The organism is Amphibacillus marinus (genome assembly GCF_900110345.1).
Taxonomy (GTDB): Bacteria; Bacillota; Bacilli; order Bacillales; family Amphibacillaceae; genus Amphibacillus_D; species Amphibacillus_D marinus.
In genome coordinates this window covers 120,142-135,046 of record NZ_FODJ01000001.1, presented here as the reverse complement: position 1 = coordinate 135,046, position 14,905 = coordinate 120,142, and the positions used below count along the sequence as shown (strand labels likewise).

17 protein-coding genes and 1 riboswitch are annotated in these 14,905 nt (G+C 37.5%); of the genes, 13 read left to right on the top strand and 4 right to left on the bottom strand.

The genetic code is table 11. The annotated features are described in order from the left end of the window. The first annotated feature begins 7 nt into the window (after positions 1-7). A complete protein-coding gene (locus BM000_RS00745) occupies positions 8-637 on the top strand; it encodes a V-type ATP synthase subunit D (RefSeq protein WP_091493639.1) in 630 nt (209 codons plus the stop codon). A 667-nt stretch (positions 638-1,304) separates the two neighbouring features. Next, complete coding sequence (locus tag BM000_RS00740) at positions 1,305-1,667, top strand: IDEAL domain-containing protein (RefSeq protein ID WP_091493637.1); 363 nt, start codon at positions 1,305-1,307, stop codon at positions 1,665-1,667. A gap of 278 nt (positions 1,668-1,945) precedes the next feature. Here the strand turns inward: BM000_RS00740 and BM000_RS00735 are convergent, their stop codons facing one another. Genes BM000_RS00735 through BM000_RS00725 form a run of 3 tightly spaced genes read right to left on the bottom strand, consistent with a single transcriptional unit; the run spans position 1,946 to position 4,087 of the window. Continuing rightward, entirely contained in the window at positions 1,946-2,674 is a 729-nt protein-coding gene (locus tag BM000_RS00735; RefSeq protein WP_091493635.1) for a P-II family nitrogen regulator, read from the bottom strand. Further along, positions 2,667-3,398: a DUF1538 domain-containing protein gene (locus BM000_RS00730; protein WP_177178155.1), complete on the bottom strand. Its 732-nt coding sequence runs from the start codon at positions 3,396-3,398 to the stop codon at positions 2,667-2,669. The genes BM000_RS00735 and BM000_RS00730 overlap by 8 nt, the downstream gene beginning before the upstream one ends. Next, complete coding sequence (locus BM000_RS00725) at positions 3,395-4,087, bottom strand: DUF1538 domain-containing protein (RefSeq protein ID WP_091493632.1); 693 nt, start codon at positions 4,085-4,087, stop codon at positions 3,395-3,397. The genes BM000_RS00730 and BM000_RS00725 overlap by 4 nt, the downstream gene beginning before the upstream one ends. A gap of 195 nt (positions 4,088-4,282) precedes the next feature. On the opposite strand from BM000_RS00725, the gene htpG reads away from it, so the two are divergent. From htpG to BM000_RS00675, 10 genes are all read left to right on the top strand, one after another. Then, complete coding sequence (htpG, locus tag BM000_RS00720) at positions 4,283-6,163, top strand: molecular chaperone HtpG (RefSeq protein WP_091493630.1); 1,881 nt, start codon at positions 4,283-4,285, stop codon at positions 6,161-6,163. Between the two features lie 56 nt (positions 6,164-6,219). Beyond that, positions 6,220-6,330, top strand: a riboswitch (TPP riboswitch). Between the two features lie 77 nt (positions 6,331-6,407). Then, the gene (gene tenA / locus BM000_RS00715; RefSeq protein WP_091493627.1) at positions 6,408-7,088 is read left to right on the top strand and encodes a thiaminase II; all 681 of its coding nucleotides are present in this window, start codon (positions 6,408-6,410) and stop codon (positions 7,086-7,088) included. A 64-nt stretch (positions 7,089-7,152) separates the two neighbouring features. Continuing rightward, the gene (locus BM000_RS00710) at positions 7,153-7,593 is read left to right on the top strand and encodes a YndM family protein (RefSeq protein ID WP_091493624.1); all 441 of its coding nucleotides are present in this window, start codon (positions 7,153-7,155) and stop codon (positions 7,591-7,593) included. Positions 7,594-7,853: 260 nt separating this feature from the next. After that, positions 7,854-8,660, top strand: coding sequence for a YitT family protein (locus tag BM000_RS00705; protein WP_091493620.1), 807 nt, complete (start codon positions 7,854-7,856; stop codon positions 8,658-8,660). Positions 8,661-9,169: 509 nt separating this feature from the next. Further along, entirely contained in the window at positions 9,170-9,754 is a 585-nt protein-coding gene (locus BM000_RS00700; protein WP_091493618.1) for a chromate transporter, read from the top strand. A 2-nt stretch (positions 9,755-9,756) separates the two neighbouring features. Further along, complete coding sequence (locus BM000_RS00695; RefSeq protein ID WP_091493615.1) at positions 9,757-10,614, top strand: LysR family transcriptional regulator; 858 nt, start codon at positions 9,757-9,759, stop codon at positions 10,612-10,614. Between the two features lie 166 nt (positions 10,615-10,780). Continuing rightward, a complete protein-coding gene (locus BM000_RS00690; protein WP_091493612.1) occupies positions 10,781-11,323 on the top strand; it encodes a chromate transporter in 543 nt (180 codons plus the stop codon). Beyond that, complete coding sequence (locus tag BM000_RS00685) at positions 11,320-11,904, top strand: chromate transporter (RefSeq protein WP_091493609.1); 585 nt, start codon at positions 11,320-11,322, stop codon at positions 11,902-11,904. Before BM000_RS00690 ends, BM000_RS00685 begins: the two co-directional genes overlap by 4 nt. 291 nt (positions 11,905-12,195) lie before the next feature. Continuing rightward, positions 12,196-12,705, top strand: coding sequence for a CueP family metal-binding protein (locus BM000_RS00680; RefSeq protein ID WP_091493607.1), 510 nt, complete (start codon positions 12,196-12,198; stop codon positions 12,703-12,705). Between the two features lie 96 nt (positions 12,706-12,801). Then, entirely contained in the window at positions 12,802-13,335 is a 534-nt protein-coding gene (locus BM000_RS00675) for a methylated-DNA--[protein]-cysteine S-methyltransferase (protein ID WP_091493604.1), read from the top strand. A gap of 26 nt (positions 13,336-13,361) precedes the next feature. On the opposite strand, the gene BM000_RS00670 is transcribed toward BM000_RS00675, so the two are convergent. Further along, on the bottom strand, positions 13,362-14,183 hold the full coding sequence (locus BM000_RS00670; protein ID WP_091493602.1) for a CAP domain-containing protein: 822 nt from the start codon (positions 14,181-14,183) through the stop codon (positions 13,362-13,364). 276 nt (positions 14,184-14,459) lie between these two features. On the opposite strand from BM000_RS00670, the gene BM000_RS00665 reads away from it, so the two are divergent. Beyond that, positions 14,460-14,846 carry a RidA family protein gene (locus BM000_RS00665; protein ID WP_091493600.1) on the top strand — a complete coding sequence of 129 codons (387 nt, stop codon included), beginning with the start codon at positions 14,460-14,462 and terminating at the stop codon, positions 14,844-14,846. Positions 14,847-14,905: the final 59 nt, after the last annotated feature.

The window sequence follows — 14,905 nt, the reverse complement described above, 5'->3', positions numbered from 1 at the left end:
TCGGCTTATGGCGAGATTAAATGTCAAGCCAACACGGATGGAGCTATCCAACCTTAAAGACCGTTTGGCTATATCAACCCGTGGTCATAAGTTATTGAAGGATAAGCAGGATGAATTAATGCGTCAATTCATTACCCTTATTCGAAAAAATAACGCATTACGTGACGAGGTTGAAAAAGAATTAACAGAGGCAATGCAAGCTTTTGTTGTCGCTAAGTCACTGTTGAATGAATCGTTTATTGAAGAATTATTTGCCGTGCCAGATAAATCTGTCACCTTAAATATTCAAGAGAAAAACATCATGAGTGTAATTGTGCCAGAAATGAATTTTACTGTTGATGAGGATGATAAAGACTCAGAAATGCAATATGGATTATTAAACTCTAACAGTGAACTAGATGACTCAATTGCTAGAATTAACACGATTTTGCCTAAATTATTAAAGCTGTCTGAAATTGAAAAGACATGCCAGTTAATGGCTGATGAAATTGAGAAGACCCGACGTCGTGTTAATGCGCTAGAATATTTAAAAATTCCTCAATTAGAGGAGACCATTCATTATATTCAGATGAAGCTGGAAGAGAATGAACGGGCTAACATTACAAGGATTATGAAAGTGAAGGATATGGGGCAATAAAGTAGATCTTGAGTTATTATTTTATTATCCCACTGATTGTTAACTGCGACATACAGACATATTTAATCGCATAAACCACTAGACAAATGGAGCGTAACATTGCTCTGTTAGTCTAGTGGTTTTTTATGATAGAGAACCTGTAGTATCGGTTAGCTGATCTCAGCTAATGAAATTGAGGTTCTTCATTAAATAGCGTTGGTGAGATATTTTCCCAAGATTAGGCGAAAGCAAAAAGAGCCAACTCCTGCGGGAATAGCTCGTGTCCGAAGACTTCTTTGAGGATGTTAGACGAAGGACGCGACATCGTATCGCAATGTCTAACTGACTCACATCCTGTGAGCCCTGCGGCTAGCGTGACACTGAAGAATTGAAGATGTCACGTTCGTGCCCTTGGGTGAAAGCTGCTCTTTTTTTTGCTCGAGCAATACACAAATATTTACTTAACCAATGCTATCTGATATACAACGGGAATTAAAGCAAAAAAACGCTAGAAAATGCTTTGTTCATCAACTAGCGATAATAAGTACAAATATTCAAGCATTTGTATTGACAGAATCTGTTTTTGAGAATAAAATATCTAATAACTATTTTAATTGATGATTCTAATTATTCAGTTTATTCTATCGATTGAAAGGTTGTAAAACTCCAGAAAAGGTGGTGTCAAAACATGAATAAAGATGTTGAGGTTAAAATCGGGGACTGGGTCAAGCTTCAATCTAGCAAAGGAGAACGTATTCACGGCTATATTGAGAAAGAAATGAATGGCGAGAAAGTTATGCAATTACGTGTTGTTACTAGTGATAATCATTTACTAGCAGGGCATAGTATTCAAGTTCAAGCCTATAAGCTTGAGCGTGAGAAGCGCTTTAGTCGTTATACACTTGGTGAGCTTGAGCAATTAATTGATTTATCATTATTAACGCGTGATCGCGCATGGTTTGACGCATTAACTGCGCAATATAGTTATTTGCAAAATGAAATAGATCAAGATCGACATTTTGATTATACGTCGACTTCCAACCGAATATAAAGGAAGATTTTTAATCAGTGATTGTCTGATGTGATAAAGTGATAGGAAGTAAAGTAAACGATGTGGAAATAGATTGCTGCTTTACACCAGAGAAACCATGTCTATCTAATTATTAGATAGACATGGTTTCTCATCTGAAAGCTAAGAAAGCTAGTATTTAAAAGCTAATTAAACGAGGCGACTGCGCGATAAGTCATTATTGACTCACTGCTTTACATGCTACCTTTAGCTTTGGTTGCTTTACTCCAGTTGCTACATCACGATTAGTGCTTTTGTCTTTAATTATTCTTAAATTCTTCAGCCATTTCCTCTTTTAATGCTAAATTCATTCCAATAGTATTCTCAACTTCAAGTACAAAGGCAACACCTTTGCCAGGTTCGGTCAAGCCAATTGCCTTATTTATTGCACTAAGTACTTCAGTAGTTTGCGCACGCGTTACTAAAGTCAGCACAACTTCTTTTTCTGGTTCAATCATGATGTTAAAAAGCATTGCCTTTTCATGGACACCTGTACCTCGACCATGAATGATTGTACCACCTGTAGCTCCGGCATTTTTACTGGCGTCAACAACATCCTCTGCATCACCATTATTTACGATTGTTACAATTAGATCTTGCTTTACTACCGATTCAGCCATGTTTTCTAAATTCTCCTCTCTGCTGCAATCTACAATTTGATCACCGATTAAATGCGATATCCCAGTTACTTTTTTGATATCAATTACAAAGGCGATGCCGTGTGCACTTTTGTCAAGCTTAATGGTATAATCAATGGCTGATAAGACTTCTGATAAAATCACCTCTGATACAATTGTAAAAATAACCTCTCGCTCACGCGGTACTGGAATGCCTAAAAATCGTTTCTTCTCTTTTAAGTGAAAGCCTGATCCTATAACAGTTGTGCCCCCTTGTGCGCCTGCCTTACGGGTGGCATTAATAATTTTATTGGCTTTATCTTTTTTGACAATGGTTACAATTAATTTATGATCTTCAATCCGCTCAATCATGTTTACTTTTGCCACTCCTTTGAAATAGGTTTCCTAAAATTAAAACAGATAGGATAGGGGCTAATGCAACTAATGCTATCATACCAAATCCATCAATTAATGGGTCTCTTCCTTCTGTAACTGACGCAATTCCAACAAATAAAGCCAACATAAATGTTGCAATCATCGGCCCAGTGACGATACCACCGGAATCAAATGCTATTGCCGTAAACAGTTTAGTTGATTTGCGAGCTAGAATGAAGGCGATGATATAGCCGGGGAGAACGTAGAACCAAATTGAGAATCCGACTAAGATCTTAATAACCGTTAATGAAATAGATAGGCCAACACCAATTGAAATTGTGTAATGCAGTAGTTTACCTGGGACAGAGCCACCAGAAACCTTATCAATTTGCTGAATTTGTACGGCAATTGCTGGTTCCGCATAAGCAGCAAAAAAACCAAGTACAAAGCCAATTGGTACTAATAACCACGGCCAGCGCATACTCCCTAGAATCTCACCCATCATTTCACCAATCGGCATAAAACCAACGTTAACCCCTTGGAGAAAAAGTGAGAGACCTATGTACGTTAATAAAAATCCAACAAGAATGTCAATGACTTTGCGTTTTTTAAGTTTTAGCAATGTTACTTGAAAAACAAGGAAGAAAAATACGAGAGGTAGTAGCGCCGAGGCTACTTCAAACAGTATGGTCGTAAAACCTGCAAATAGATCACTCATCATCCGTATAACACCCCTAACAATAACACAGTAATGACCGGACCTATTGAAGCAAGTGCAACTAGTCCAAATGAATCACCTGAATTTGATTTTCCCCTTAGCACTGACGAAACACCTACACCGAGTGCTAGAATAAAGGGCACAGTCATCGGTCCAGTTGTAGCGCCACCGGCATCTAATGAAATTGGTACAAAAGTTGGTGGAGTAAACATAGCTAAAACGAAAATCACACAGTAGCCAATCCCAAGTAACATAAGCAGAGGAACATTAAAAATAATTCTTGCTATTGCAAGTGAAACGAAAACGCCTACACCAAAGGCAACGGCGAGGACCAAGGTAATTGCTGGAACGTCACCACCTGAAACGAATTCAACTTGATTACTCAGCACTTGCACACCTGGTTCAGCAATAGTAACAGCAAAACCTAACAAAAAGCCAAAAAAGAGAATAAGCTTGATTTTTTTGGTTTTAGATAATGCTGCTCCAATTAGTTCACCGACCGGCGTTAGTCCCACTTGTACCCCAACAAGAAATAAGAAAATACCTAAGCTTGCTATAACTGCTCCAAAAATGAAGCGCCAGAAAATTTCCATAGGCAAGAATACGAGGGTAAATTGAAGAATGACAATTAATAACGTGAGCGGTAAAATTGATCTTAATACCTCAAAAAATGTTTCCTTAAAAGTTTCCATTACATAACTCCTTTCTTCAAACATTATAGCAATATAAATAGGAAAAGAAAAATATTTTCCCTTATCCTTTTTAATTACATAATTTTCTTATTCGAATAGAGAACGGTTGACAATGATAAGATAATATGATAAAAAAATAGTATTAGCACTTCGAAGCGTTGAGTGCTAATACTACAAAAAAGTGAGGTAATAACGATGGCTAAGCAGCAATTTGAAGCAGAATCTAAACGATTGTTAGACATGATGATCAACTCAATTTATTCGAAAAGAGAGGTTTTCGTTAGGGAGTTAATTTCAAATGCAAGTGATGCGATCGATAAGATGTATTATCGCGCATTAACCGACGATTCAATTACATTTAATCAATCTGATTACTACATAAGATTAAGCGTTGATAAAGAGAAGCGACAATTGACGCTTACAGATACGGGAATTGGGATGACGAAGGAAGAGCTTGAAAGCAACCTTGGAGTCATTGCCAAAAGCGGATCCTTAGCATTTAAAAAGGAAAATGAACTTAAAGACGGGCATGATATTATTGGTCAATTTGGTGTTGGTTTTTATGCAGCCTTTATGGTAGCTGATCAAGTAACGGTAAAATCAAAAGCATTAGGCGAAGAACAAGCTTTCCAATGGTTTTCAGAGGGTGCTGAAGGATTTACGATTGAACTAGTTGAAAAAGACGATGTTGGTACAGAGATTACGCTAACAATTAAGCAAAGCACAGATGAAGATGATGATTTCGACCAATTCTTAGATGAAAATACTTTACAAACTATTGTTAAGAAGTATTCGGACTTTATCCGCTATCCAATTAAGATGGAAGTCACGACTGAACAACCAAAAGAAGATGAAGAAGACGAGTTTGAAACAGTTGTTGAAGATAAGACGATCAATAGCATGGTACCTATTTGGAAGAAGAACAAAGCAGAACTAACAGATGAAGATTATAAGAATTTTTATAATGAGAAGCATTATGGCTTTGACACACCACTCCAGCATGTCCATGTAAGTGTCGATGGCAACATTCGTTATCAAGCGATCCTGTACATTCCTGAGACAGCGCCATATAACTACTATTCGGCTGATTACGAAAAAGGACTTGAGTTGTACTCTAATGGGGTGTTAATTAAAAATAAGGCACCAGAACTCCTACCAGACTACTTTAGTTTTGTCAAAGGCCTAGTTGATTCTGAGGATCTTTCTTTAAATATTTCACGCGAAATGCTTCAACATGATCGCCAGTTAAAATTAATTGAAAAAAACCTAGTTAAGAAGGTTAAACAAGAGCTTGTTAAATTGTTTAAAGGTAATCGTGAATCCTATCAGAAATTCTTTGAAGCATTTGGTCGTCAGTTGAAATATGGTGTCTACAGTGACTTTGGTCAGAACAAAGACACATTAAAAGATCTATTACTCTTTTATTCATCAACAGAGGAGAAGCTAGTTTCTTTGGCTGAATATATTGAGCGCATGAAAGACGATCAAGCATTTATTTACTACGCAACTGGTGAAACAAATGCCCGTATTGAACGTCTTCCACAAACGGAAGTCGTTAGAGATAAAGGTTATGAAATCCTTTACTTTACCGATGATATTGATGAGTTTGCAATTAAAATGCTGACTGAATATGACGGTAAGAGTTTTAAGTCTGTTTCAAGTGGCGATCTTGGCTTTGAAGATGAAGAAGTTGATCAGGCTACGGAGTCAACTGAAGATGACAAAGCGATTTTTGACAAAATGAAAGAGATTCTTAAAGGTAAAGTAAGTGATGTAAGGGTGTCTAAGCGTTTGAAATCACACCCAGTTTGTTTAAGCAACGAGGGTGATATTTCGATTGAAATGGAAAAAGTATTAAGTATGATGCCTGATAATCAAGGCGTACAAGCTGAAAAAGTACTAGAGATTAATACACATCATGACATTTTCACTGCGTTGAAAGCTGTATTTGCAACTGATGAAGCTAAAGTTGAAACGTATACCAATATTCTTTATAATCAAGCTTTATTGATTGAAGGTTTACCAATCGAAGATCCAGTCAGTTATACAAATGATGTCTGGGCGGTTATGAAGTAACGCTTGACAATTCAATTCAACATGTTAAGGTAATGGTATGAACATAATAAAATAAGAGAAACCACTAGGGGTGTCACCGTGTGAGTGACTGAGATTGAAGTAGTGCTTCAAGACTCTTAGAACCTGATCTAGTTTAAACTAGCGTAGGGAAGTGGCTAATAAAGCTTTTTTATCTTGCTTTGTTTTCCAACCACTTTTCTAGCTACTAGAGAAGTGGTTTTTCTAATCTTAGGAGGATAAAGAAATGAAATTTTCACAGTTAATTAGACAAGAAGCAGATCCAATTTGGCAAGCCAGCTTTAATCATCCCTTTGTACAAGGTGTTGCGGATGGGACTTTACCGTTAGATCGATTTCGTTACTATGTGATGCAGGATTCCTATTATTTATCAACTTTTGCCCGTGTTCAATCACTTGCTGGTGCTAAAGCAGAATCATTTGCAGTGACAAATCGGATGGCTATTCATGCTCAAGGTACCTATGAAGCAGAGATGGCCTTGCATCGCACTTTTGCCAAGCTCTTAAAGATTACCAAGCAAGAACAACAAGCGTTCAAACCAGCTCCAACGGCTTATGCATATAGCTCACATATGTACCGCGCTGCCCAGTTTGGACATTTAGGGGACATAATCGCTGCTATCTTACCATGCTACTGGCTATATTATGAAATTGGTGAACTGCTAAAGAGTGCGACACCTGGAGAACCTATTTACCAAGAATGGATTAATACTTATGGTTCTGATTGGTTTAAAGACTTAGTCGAGGAGCAGATAGATCGTATAGACGAGGTGGCTGAAACAGTAACTGAAGCTGACCGAACACGCATGAAAGAACATTTTTTACTAAGCTCCCAATACGAATATTTATTTTGGGAGATGGCTTATACTTTAGAAAAATGGCCAATTGAAGCCTATCAAAATAAATGACATGGATCGTGAATAGAATAAATTAAACGAGCCATCCTAATACTATCTTATTGGAGGTGTTAGGATGGAACATGTAAAACTCATCTTGATTAAATTCATCGCATCATTCGTCCTGCTATATTTGATTTTAGGAATTGGCTTTGGGATGGCAACGGGTACTATTTTTTTAATTAATCTCGTTAGCATTGCCGCTTACTATATTGGTGACTTAATAATTTTACCTAAAACAAATAACTTTATCGCTGCATTAGCTGATTTCGGTATTGCTTTTGCTGTTATTTACTTATTAGGTGACGTCCTGACGATTGGTGGCGATCCACTAACAGCTGCCTTTCTCTCGGCAGGAGCTATTGCTGTTTACGAATTATTTTTTCACCCTTATGTAGCTGAAGAGCTTGATTTTAACCAAGTAGAAACGATTGACTTAAATGGTTATGATTATAGCATGGAAGCCTCTGAGGAGTTTGATTTTTATCTAGATGATGAAAAAGATGACGACATTTAGGGATTGGCAAGAGAAAAGCTGTGAGCAGATTAACTGCTCACAGCTTTTTTAGCATTCTGATAAATGATAAAAGTATGTCCTGTAACTAATTAACTGATTTGAGATTCACTTTATCTTAGTTACTTCTAGCTCTATCGCTCTGCAATTTGACAAGCTTATTATATTTTCAAAATTAACTGAATTGTCTTTTGTATTGACACTAGTCACTGCAATTTGGATAATTAAGCTACCGAGAGCAAACTAAAGGGGTTGGACTAGTTTTGAAATTTTGTGTAGTTGTTATGGGTTCACTAATTATTGGGTTAGCCTTTAATTTATTTTTAGTTCCGTATGGTATCTTGAGCAGTGGTATTAGTGGCCTTGCCATTCTAATTGGCTTAGTAACACCATTTGATACTGGCTTATTAAATTTATTATTAAATGTCCCAATTCTAATATTGGGTTATTTTAAGTTAGGGAAGGAAATCGTATTTAATACGATTATATGTGTACTGGCATTATCTTTCTTTTTATATATCATTCCAGTCATACGTGTTGCTGACGATATTCTATTGTCTTGCATATTTGGCGGTGTAATTGCCGGGGCTGGCATTGGCTTAATCTTAAAGTACTCTGGAACAAGTGGCGGTTTTGATATTATTGCAATGATAGTATCGCGCATAAGTAATGTTAGCATTGGCTTACTGCTAACCTCGATGAATGGCTTAATCGTACTTGCCTCTGGATCAGTATTTAATTGGAGCCTCGCTCTGTATACGATGCTTTCTATTTATATCACCGGTAAAGTAATCGATGTCGTTCATACCAATCATATTAAGCTAACCATGCAAATCGTAACGACCAACGGCAATGCTATTCGCGAAGCGTTAATTAAATCCGTCTATCGCGGCATTACGTTAACAAATGGTTATGGTGGTTACACATTGGAGCAAAAACAAATATTAATGATGGTCGTTACGCGCTATGAAACCATGTTAATAAAGCAAATTGTCCGGAAGCATGATTCAAGGGCGTTTATTAATATCTATGAAACAGTTGAAGTAGATGGGAAGTTTGCCAAAAATTAAGCATAGGGAATTCCACTAATTACGCGAAATCGAGTTAAACAACGAGCACGATTTGACTCATTTTTAATTATACTATTACTAGCAATAGCTTATCCACAAAGCATGTATTGGCAGGGGGGAAGGTGGCGAACGTGTCAGTTTATGAAACATTGGCATTGATGATCAGTTTTGCTACACTTATTTATCTTATTTCAAATAGAGATAAAAAATAATTGAAGGATTTAAGATGAGTGAATATTGACCAATACTTGTTAACCATGCTATTGCTAAAACCGCTTACTGGATAAAATCAGTAAGCGTTCTTTTTATAATGGACGATTAGATCTGCTCAGTTTGTTAATGATAGACATAAACTTAAAAAACTAGGCTATGACAACAACATCTCCACAAAATAAGTTGACATGCCCGCTTTATTTATATAAAATTATATTTATAAACTATATAAAAATATTTTATATATGTTTTTTGTATGTTATTAGCAGCCATTCTAAATGATAGGGGTTTTAATCATGATTTATTTCCAACTGTTTTATGAGTTCTTTCAGGCAGGCCTATTTGCTATAGGCGGAGGACTTGCTACCTTGCCTTTTCTTTATGATATCTCTGATCGCACAGGCTGGTTTACTTATAGTCAGCTAGCAGATATGATTGCTGTATCAGAATCTACACCAGGACCGATTGGCGTAAACATGGCAACCTATACAGGTTATTTAATTGCTGGAATTCCAGGTAGTCTTGTTGCCACGATCGGATTAATAGCTCCCTCAATTATTATTATTATTATTGTTGCCCAATTCCTTACCAAATTTAAAGCTAGCCCACAGTTGCAAGCTGTTTTCTATGGACTTCGACCTGCGTCAACAGCACTAATTGCTGCTGCTGGTTTTTCAGTCATGTTAGGGGACTTAATTCAATACGAGCGTTTTAAAGCAACAGGAATGATTGGTCAATTAATTAATGGTCGGGCAATCATACTGGCACTCTTGCTTTACGTATTAGCAAATCATGTTAAGATAACTAAGAAGCTTCACCCTATTGTATTTATTGCTTTTGCTGCATTAATCGGTGTTTTATTCAACTTTGGAGGTCATTAACAATGAATATAAGACAGCTTCAATACTTTATTGCGATCGTAGAGCAAGGAACAATTTTGGCCGCAGCTAACTATCTTGGCATTTCACAACCGCCCCTCAGTGCCCAATTAAAGCAGCTAGAAACAACCCTGCAGGTCAAGCTAATTAATCGCGGTGCTAGAAAAATCACCTTGACGGAAGCAGGTAGAGTTCTCTATAAAAGAGCTAATGCCATTATATCGTTAGCTAATACAACCATCCATGAACTAACTCATTTCCAGGACGGTCAGACGCAAACGCTTCGACTAGGAATTATCTCATCTGTTGGTTCCTCTCTTTTTGACCACCGTCTTCAGCAGTTTTGTTACAGTCACCCCCATATCGTGTTTGATATCCATGAAGGAAATACTTATGAGCTACTAGAAAAGCTAGATCAAGATCAAATTGACCTGGCCATTGTTCGGAGTCCATTTCAAACGGATGGGTATGATTGTCAAACCCTTGCTCCTGAGCCTATGGTCGCTGTGGCCACGTCTAATTTTTTAAAGAATGAACCTGAATATATTAGTGTTTCTGCATTACAAAACAAGCCGTTAATCTATTATCGAAGAATGGAGCATGTTATTATTTCTTCATTTTTAAAGAAGGAGATTGAGCCGATAACACGTTGTATTTGTGATGATGCGCGCACAGCCTTATCATGGGCTAAGGCTGGGATTGGCATAGCCATTGTCCCTAACTCGATTGCAAGCTTAGCTAATAAAGAGGGGATAATTAAAAAGGAGATTAATGAAAAGGATCTGTTTAGTGCAATTAAAATTGTCAAGCGATCGAACAAGCAAAGTACGCAAATTATGTCCGATTTAATAGCTATGTTTTAGCTACTTTCCATTTAATTTGAGCCGGTGTTAACCACAGTAAATATTTTGTTTTTGCCTTATTGTCAATTTGACATTTGCTAAAGATCAGCTTAAACTTACAAAATGCATACTAAAACCATAGATAATTAACTTTTATTTCAGCTTAAAATAGGATAAGGGGGATATTATGAAAGAATTATTAAATTTGTTTCTTACTTTTGCAAGAATTGGTGCTCTGACCTTTGGTGGTGGCTACGCAATGTTACCAATACTACAGCGTGAGCTTGTTGATCAACGAAAATGGGTTACTGAAGAGGAATTAATGGATTATTTCGCCATCGGGCAAACAACACCTGGTGTTATTGCAGTTAATACAGCTACCTTTATTGGTCAAAAACGAAAAGGTACGCTCGGTGGGGCAATCGCTACATTAGGTGTTGTTTTCCCCTCTATTGTCATTATCAGTATTGTTGCAATGTTCATTAATAACTTTGCCGACTCAGTAATCTTACAAAATGCATTTGCAGGGATACGGGTGAGTGTCTATGTATTAATTTTAAATGCTGTATTAAAGCTTTGGAAAAGTGCGATCGTAGATAAGATTGGTATTATTATTTTTATTGCCATTTTTAGTCTCTCTATTTTTACAAATCTTTCGCCAATTCTATTTATTGTCGGAGCAGGGCTAGCGGGCTTTATCGCTAAGCGACAACAGGGAGTGGTGTCATGATCTACCTTCGACTCTTTTATGAATTCTTACAAACTGGACTATTCGCAGTCGGTGGTGGGCTCGCCACTTTACCATTCTTATACGATATTTCAGACCGAACAGGATGGTTTAGTTATGGTCAATTGGCAGATATGATTGCCATATCTGAATCGACCCCGGGGGCAATTGGTGTCAATATGGCAACATACTCAGGTAATATGGTGGCAGGTATCCCGGGCGGTATTATTGCAACGCTTGGTTTAATTACGCCGTCAATAGTCATTATCGTAATTGTTGCGCATTTTCTTAATAAATTTAAAACAAACGAAGGCGTTCAAGGTGTATTCTACGGGCTTAGACCGGCCTCAACGGCTTTAATTGCAGCAGCGGGCTTTTCTGTCGTTTTAATCGATTTAGTCGATTTCGACCTTTTTAGGCAAACAGGTAGTTTCATTCAATTAATGAACTGGCGAGCACTCTTCTTAGCAATTGTCCTGTATATTTTGGCAAATCACATTAGGGCTACTAAACAACTTCATCCTGTCATTTTTATTGCTTTTGCAGCCCTAGTCGGTATTATTTTTAACTTTGGATTAAACTAGAGAACGTGTTAATTATTTACGAATGGTAAAACGTCAAAAGTTATTTTTAATACTTTTGGCGTTTTTCAGCATCACGTGATGGGGAGCTTTATCTATCTTCCACTGATTGCAGATGATGTATCTTGAGCTATGATGAAAGTATGACCATAAAACGATTCGGTATCATTCAGTACTAAAATGTGAACATTGTTTGTCCATCTTTATTAAAATTTAATGACAGTACAAAATTCGTCATTTTCTCTAAAAGGAATTGAGCTAAAATGAGCAGTGAAAGAAGGGAGTAGATAACTGATGAAAAAAACAATTTTGCTTCTACTTAGTATCATATGCCTGTATGTGTTATTCTCTTTGCTCGGCTCAGATGAAGAAGATATCTATCAACAAGTAACCAACTACAGTGCCAATAACAATAGTGAACAGTCAGCTTCGATTACCGCTGAGCAATTGATTGTAACAGGGAAAGATGGTACTGAATCAAGCTACCAATTGCCAGATGATCAATTTTTTGTTTCAATAGCTCCATATATTAATGAAACACACCCTTGTGAAATACATAGTCTGACCGGCTGTCAGGGTGAATTACCTCAGCAAAGGTTTAAGGTATCTGTTATAACAACAGAAGGAGAGGTCATTATTGATGAAGAGCTACAATCTGAAGCGAATGGATTTATTGATTTATGGTTGCCTCGTGATGAAACCTTTACAATTGAAATTAATCGTGATGATCTAACAGCCTCGGAGACTATCTCTAGTTTTAAAGATGATTTCACATGTATTACGACGATGCAATTAACCAACTAATATGCTTAATAGTGCTGTTAACTGAAAAAACATAATGACAATCATGCTGGTATTTGTTAAAATTAATACAAACATACGTTTGTAAAGGGGCATAAGATGGACAAACAACAGCAGGAAATTGTTTATTGGAGTGTTTACTTGTATAACGAAACACAATTTTACTTGTTAGCAACCGCACGTGGCTTGTGCTACATGGGTTCCCCAAACTCCTCCTTTGAGGAAGCACGACTATGGGCAGAAAAAAAGCTCCACTATCATCAACTGAAGCAGGATGATAAACAGTTTGCATTTTACAAAGCGCAATTGACCGATTACTTTAATGGGAAATCTACTCAGTTGCGCTTTCCAACAGAGCTTATTGGAACTACCTTTCAATTACAGGTTTGGCGAGCTCTTGAGCAAATTCCGTATGGTGAAACACGCTCATATAGTGATATTGCTCAAATAATAAAACGTCCTCAAGCAGTTCGTGCGGTTGGTCGTGCGATTGGAGCAAATCCGCTTTTAGTCGTTGTACCTTGTCACCGAGTCATGGGTAAACGTGGTCATCTAACCGGATTTCGTGCAGGTCTACCTTTTAAACGATACTTATTGCTACACGAGCAGACAGAAATAGAGACAAGCTTTTGAAAGCCTGTCTCTATTTTGTAATGTACTTATCTACCAACAAACAGTTGCGTCCAGTGATTACCACTTTCGACAAAACCTACTCCGATGTGCGTATAGTTTGGATTTAAGATGTTGGCTCTGTGGCCTTCGCTATTCATCCAGGCAGTAACAACTTCTTCTGGACTACGCTGTCCTTTGGCAATATTTTCTCCTGCTGTGCGGTAGTTAACACCGAATTGTTGCATCATATCAAATGGTGATCCATATGTTGGACTTGTATGTGAGAAATAGCCATTTCTCGCCATATCGTTTGATTTTTCACGCGCTACAGAGCTTAATGACTCATCAATAGCTAGCGCAGCTAAACCATTGGCAGCACGTTCTTGATTGGTCAACGCAACAACTTGACGTTCAAATTCATTTAAGTTCGTATTTGCTTGCTCAGCTGGTTGATTATTTTCTTCAACTGGTTCCGCCGGTGCTGGTGCTGCCGGAGCCTCTGCTTCAGGTGTCTCAACAGGCTCTGCTGGTGTTTCACCTGGCTGCTCATTATTTTCTTGTTGTTCAGGCTCAGGAGCTTGAGGCTGTTCAGCTTCCTCAGCAGGTGCTTCAGTTTCAGTTGGTTGTTCAGTTTGCTCTTCTGCTGGTTGGTTTGGCTTTGCCTTCCCTAAATCGTTCATGAATTGATTAACATAGCCTTCTAACCATTCCTGCCAATTGCCTTCGAATTGATCAAAATCTATATTGAAGACACGCGCTGAAAAATGGTGCCCAGCTTTTCTTACCTGTGAAGCTTCAACTTCCTGTGTAGATAACCCAAGCAGTAATGACGCTGATACTACTGCTGTCACTGCAATTTTTTTAAACATGTCATACAACTCCTTTGTTTTAATTTCACAGTCATCATACCACGCTTTTTTCGTCATAATCGATCCTAACTTTTCCAGCTAATAGGTTAGTAGGTCAAAAGTATGCTATATTAATATTATTGAGCTGGTAGCAGAGCGTAAATTTATTAAAAAAGGAAATAATTACGCTCGAACAGCTATTGACAGCTTTTCCTAACCGGTTTCTCTGTCATATTTGACACGATTGTGTTATAAATGTCATGATCTGATAATAATAGAAAAGAAAGGTGACTACTTATGAAACAGGCTAGAAACCCACAATCCATTCATGCACCACTGGCAAATTACACGCATCAAATTGAAGTGCATAACCCGCAAAGGTGGTTAACAATATCTGGTCAGGTAGGGATGACACCAGCAGGAGGCGTACCTGAAGAAGCTATCGAGCAGCTAAAGCTGGCGTTAGTTAATATAAAAGAAAACTTAACAGCTGCTAGCATGAGCATAACAGACTTAACCAAGCTCACTTTTTTCTTGGTTGATCAAATCGATGCTCCAAAGCGAGTAGCCATCATTAAAGATTTTCTAGGGGATCACACTCCATGTATGACACTTATTTATGTGGCTGGTTTAGCAACACCGCAATTAAAAGTTGAGATTGAAGCTGTGGCTTGCACTGTCTAATAGTAATTCTGTTTACAACTTAACAGGTTAAAGAATAATAATTAAACTGATTTTAAGCA